The sequence below is a fragment of the Frankia torreyi genome (assembly GCF_000948395.1).
Lineage (GTDB): Bacteria > Actinomycetota > Actinomycetes > Frankiales > Frankiaceae > Frankia > Frankia torreyi.
Map to the genome: position 1 here is coordinate 1 of NZ_JYFN01000122.1, position 5,477 is coordinate 5,477.

At 58.5% G+C, this 5,477-nt stretch carries 3 rRNA genes; all 3 read right to left on the reverse strand.

Features of this window, described 5'->3' with window-relative positions:
- Positions 1-46: 46 nt before the first annotated feature.
- The 3 genes from rrf to FF36_RS30920 all read right to left on the reverse strand — a co-directional run bounded on the left by rrf (position 47) and on the right by FF36_RS30920 (position 5,270).
- Positions 47-163, reverse strand: a 5S ribosomal RNA gene (rrf, locus tag FF36_RS30910).
- Between the two features lie 77 nt (positions 164-240).
- A 23S ribosomal RNA gene (locus FF36_RS30915) occupies positions 241-3,349 on the reverse strand.
- 411 nt (positions 3,350-3,760) lie between these two features.
- Positions 3,761-5,270 (reverse strand): 16S ribosomal RNA (locus FF36_RS30920).
- The 16S, 23S and 5S rRNA genes sit together here, the layout of an rRNA operon.
- Positions 5,271-5,477: the final 207 nt, after the last annotated feature.

Here is a 5,477-nt window from a genome sequence, read left to right on the forward strand (position 1 = left end):
ACAAGTGTGGGGTTGCCTTAAAAAGGCAACCCCACACTTTGTGTAAGTCCGGCGGCGTCCTACTCTCCCACACAGTCCCCCATGCAGTACCATCGGCGCTGAAGAGCTTAGCTTCCGGGTTCGGAATGAGACCGGGCGTTTCCCCTTCGCCAAAACCACCGAAACACTATTCAACTATACAACCAGTAACCCAGACCGGCCATACAGCTGGGAACCGCACAGTGGACGCGTAGCACCTTCGAAGACAAGCCCTCGGCCTATTAGTACCGGTCAGCTCCATGCGTCACCGCACTTCCACCTCCGGCCTATCAACCCGATCATCTAGTCGGGGGCCTTACCAGGCTACCCTGTGGGAGACCTCATCTCGAAGCAGGCTTCCCGCTTAGATGCTTTCAGCGGTTATCCCTTCCGAACGTAGCCAACCAGCCATGCCCTTGGCAGAACAACTGGCACACCAGAGGTTCGTCCGTCCCGGTCCTCTCGTACTAGGGACAGCCCTTCTCAAGTCTCCTGCGCGCGCGGCGGATAGGGACCGAACTGTCTCACGACGTTCTAAACCCAGCTCGCGTACCGCTTTAATGGGCGAACAGCCCAACCCTTGGGACCTACTCCAGCCCCAGGATGCGACGAGCCGACATCGAGGTGCCAAACCTTGCCGTCGATATGGACTCTTGGGCAAGATCAGCCTGTTATCCCCGGGGTACCTTTTATCCGTTGAGCGACGGCGCTTCCACAAGCCACCGCCGGATCACTAGTCCCTGCTTTCGCACCTGCTCGACATGTCTGTCTCACAGTCAAGCTCCCTTGTGCACTTGCACTCAACACCTGATTGCCAACCAGGCTGAGGGAACCTTTGGGCGCCTCCGTTACTCTTTAGGAGGCAACCGCCCCAGTTAAACTACCCACCAGACACTGTCCCTGATCCGGATCACGGACCGAGGTTAGACATCCAGTACGACCAGAGTGGTATTTCAACAATGACTCCACCAGAACTGGCGTCCCAGCTTCACAGTCTCCCACCTATCCTACACAAGCCGAACCGAACACCAATATCAAGCTATAGTAAAGGTCCCGGGGTCTTTCCGTCCTGCCGCGCGTAACGAGCATCTTTACTCGTAATGCAATTTCGCCGAGTCTGTGGTTGAGACAGTGGGAAAGTCGTTACGCCATTCGTGCAGGTCGGAACTTACCCGACAAGGAATTTCGCTACCTTAGGATGGTTATAGTTACCACCGCCGTTTACTGGCGCTTAAGTTCTGAGCTTCGCCCCGAAGAGCTAACCCGTCCCCTTAACGTTCCAGCACCGGGCAGGCGTCACTCCGTATACATCGTCTTACGACTTAGCACGGAGCTATGTTTTTAGTAAACAGTCGCTTTCCCCTGGTCTCTGCGGCCACTCCCCGCTACGGAAGCAAGTCCCTACACGGAGAACGGCCCCCCTTCTCCCGAAGTTACGGGGGCATTTTGCCGAGTTCCTTAACCACAGTTCACTCGAACGCCTTGGTATTCTCTACCTGACCACCTGTGTCGGTTTAGGGTACGGGCGGCCCTGACACTCGCTAGAGGCTTTTCTCGGCAGCATGGGATCATCCACTTCGCCACAATCGGCTCGGCATCAGGTCTCAGACACATGGAACGCGGATTTACCTACGCACCGTCCTACACCCTTGCCCCAGGACAACCACCGCCTGGGTTGGACTACCCTCCTGCGTCACCCCATCGCTTGCCTACTACCAGCCGGGATCCCACCCTCCCAGACACATCTCCGAAAAGACACATCCGATCAGATGGTTAGCACAACCAGGTTCAGCATGGGCGCGTCAGCGCCGGTACGGGAATATCAACCCGTTGTCCATCGACTACGCCTGTCGGCCTCGCCTTAGGTCCCGACTCACCCTGGGCGGATTAGCCTGCCCCAGGAACCCTTGGTCATCCGGCGGACGGGTTTCTCNCCCGTCATTCGCTACTCATGCCTGCATTCTCACTCGTATGGCATCCACGACTAGGTCNCCCCGCCGCTTCACACGCCACACGACGCTCCCCTACCCATACACACACCTGGACACCCGCAAAGATGCCTGGCTAACATGCGTATGCCGCAGCTTCGGCGGTGCGCTTGAGCCCCGCTACATTGTCGGCGCGGAATCACTTGACCAGTGAGCTATTACGCACTCTTTCAAGGGTGGCTGCTTCTAAGCCAACCTCCTGGTTGTCTATGCGACTCCACATCCTTTTCCACTTAGCGCACGCTTAGGGGCCTTAGCTGGCGATCTGGGCTGTTTCCCTCTCGACTACGAAGCTTATCCCCCGCAGTCTCACTGCCGCACTTCACTTACCGGCATTCGGAGTTTGGCTGACTTCAGTAAGCTTGTGGGCCCCCTAGGCCATCCAGTGCTCTACCTCCGGCAAGAAACATGCGACGCTGCACCTAAATGCATTTCGGGGAGAACCAGCTATCACCGAGTTTGATTGGCCTTTCACCCCTACCCACAGCTCATCCCCCAGGTTTTCAACCCTGGTGGGTTCGGTCCTCCACACGGTCTTACCCGCGCTTCAACCTGGCCATGGGTAGATCACTCGGCTTCGGGTCTTGGACATGCGACTCAAACGCCCTATTCGGACTCGCTTTCGCTACGGCTACCCCACACGGGTTAACCTCGCCACACATCGCAAACTCGCAGGCTCATTCTTCAAAAGGCACGCGGTCACCAGACCGAAGTCCAGCTCCCACGGATTGTAGGCACACGGTTTCAGGTACTATTTCACTCCCCTCCCGGGGTACTTTTCACCTTTCCCTCACGGTACTAGTCCGCTATCGGTCACCAGGGAGTATTTAGGCTTAGCGGGTGGTCCCGCCAGATTCACACGGAATTTCACGGGCTCCGTGCTACTTGGGAACACGTCCGGGAGGAACACTGTTTTCAGCTACAGGGCTATTACCCTCTATGGCGGTCCATTCGCATGACCTTCGCCTAACAGCGCTCTTTCTGACTCCCTGACGGAACGGCAGTCCCGTCCAGACGATCCCACAACCCCAGCATCGCAACGCCTGCCGGCTATCACACGACACTGGTTTAGCCTCATCCGCTTTCGCTCACCACTACTCGCGGAATCACGGTTGTTTTCTCTTCCTGCGGGTAATGAGATGTTTCACTTCCCCGCGTTCCCTCCACATGCCCTATGTGTTCAGGCATGGGTGACAGGATTTAAAGCCCTGCCGGGTTTCCCCATTCGGAAATCCTCGGATCACAGCTCGGTTGACAGCTCCCCGAGGCATATCGCAGCCTCCCACGTCCTTCATCGGCTCCTGGTGCCAAGGCATCCACCGTGCGCCCTTACTAACTTGGCCACAAAGATGCTCGCGTCCACTGTGCAGTTCTCAACGTACGGACGGCCCCAGCCGACCCGGCAGAACCCACCCCCACACGGGAAGCAGTCCCCTACCACGACCGGTCCGTTCACCAGCAGACCCCCACCACAACCCCCCGAAGGAGATCAGCAGAAGGGGTCACACCAGACGAGGAAGCCTCACTCCCTCAGGACCCAACAGCGTGCCACGCACCACCAGCCACCCACCAGACCCGTTCCACCCGCCCAACCCCCCCGAAGAGAAGCCACACGGAGTACTAGACATCCAGCAGACAACCAGAAGCACTATCGTCAGCGTTCCACCCATGAGCAACCAGACCGGCATGCACATCCGGCCCTGGCCCTGAACCAGCCCACCCCCAACAGGACAGACCAGCCAGACGCTCCTTAGAAAGGAGGTGATCCAGCCGCACCTTCCGGTACGGCTACCTTGTTACGACTTCGTCCCAATCGCCGGTCCCACCTTCGACGGCTCCCCCCACAAGGGTTAGGCCACCGGCTTCGGGTGTTACCGACTTTCGTGACGTGACGGGCGGTGTGTACAAGGCCCGGGAACGTATTCACCGCAGCATTGCTGATCTGCGATTACTAGCGACTCCGACTTCACGGGGTCGAGTTGCAGACCCCGATCCGAACTGAGACCGGCTTTTTGGGATTCGCTCCACCTCGCGGTATCGCAGCCCTTTGTACCGGCCATTGTAGCATGTGTGCAGCCCAGGACGTAAGGGGCATGATGACTTGACGTCATCCCCACCTTCCTCCGAGTTGACCCCGGCAGTCTCCTATGAGTCCCCGACATAACTCGCTGGCAACATAGGACGAGGGTTGCGCTCGTTGCGGGACTTAACCCAACATCTCACGACACGAGCTGACGACAGCCATGCACCACCTGTGCAGGACCCTTACGGACCCCGTATCTCTACGAGATTTCCCTGCATGTCAAGCCCTGGTAAGGTTCTTCGCGTTGCATCGAATTAAGCCACATGCTCCGCCGCTTGTGCGGGCCCCCGTCAATTCCTTTGAGTTTTAGCCTTGCGGCCGTACTCCCCAGGCGGGGCGCTTAATGCGTTAGCTGCGGCACGGAGGCCGTGGAAGGTCCCCCACACCTAGCGCCCAACGTTTACGGCGTGGACTACCAGGGTATCTAATCCTGTTCGCTCCCCACGCTTTCGCTCCTTAGCGTCAGTTCCGGCCCAGAGACCCGCCTTCGCCACCGGTGTTCCTCCTGATATCTGCGCATTTCACCGCTACACCAGGAATTCCAGTCTCCCCTGCCGGACTCTAGCCTGCCCGTATCGACTGCAGGCCCGGGGTTGAGCCCCGGGTTTTCACAGCCGACGCGACAGGCCGCCTACGAGCTCTTTACGCCCAATAATTCCGGACAACGCTTGCACCCTACGTATTACCGCGGCTGCTGGCACGTAGTTGGCCGGTGCTTCTTCTGCAGGTACCGTCACTTGCGCTTCGTCCCTGCTGAAAGAGGTTTACAACCCGAAGGCCGTCATCCCCCACGCGGCGTCGCTGCGTCAGGCTTTCGCCCATTGCGCAATATTCCCCACTGCTGCCTCCCGTAGGAGTCTGGGCCGTGTCTCAGTCCCAGTGTGGCCGGTCGCCCTCTCAGGCCGGCTACCCGTCGTCGCCTTGGTAGGCCATCACCCCACCAACAAGCTGATAGGCCGCGGGCCCATCCCGAGCCGATAAATCTTTCCACACCACCAGATGCCCAGCAGTGTCATATCCGGCATTAGCCCCGGTTTCCCGAAGTTATTCCAGAGCTCGGGGCAGGTTGCCCACGTGTTACTCACCCGTTCGCCGCTAGGAGCCGAAGCCCCTCGCTCGACTTGCATGTGTTAAGCACGCCGCCAGCGTTCGTCCTGAGCCAGGATCAAACTCTCCATCAATGATTTCGAGAGTGCCGGCAAAACCGGCAGACCCCGACATCGACACCACAACCGTGATGCCGTGTCCAAAGGAATCCCTCACAACCACAACCAGCCACCCCCCACACACCAGAACGATGCGCGAAGAACAACCAGCCAGGCCATGAACGGGGTAAAACAATTGGCACTGACAATCGGCACGCTGTTGAGTTCTCAAGGAGCAGGCGC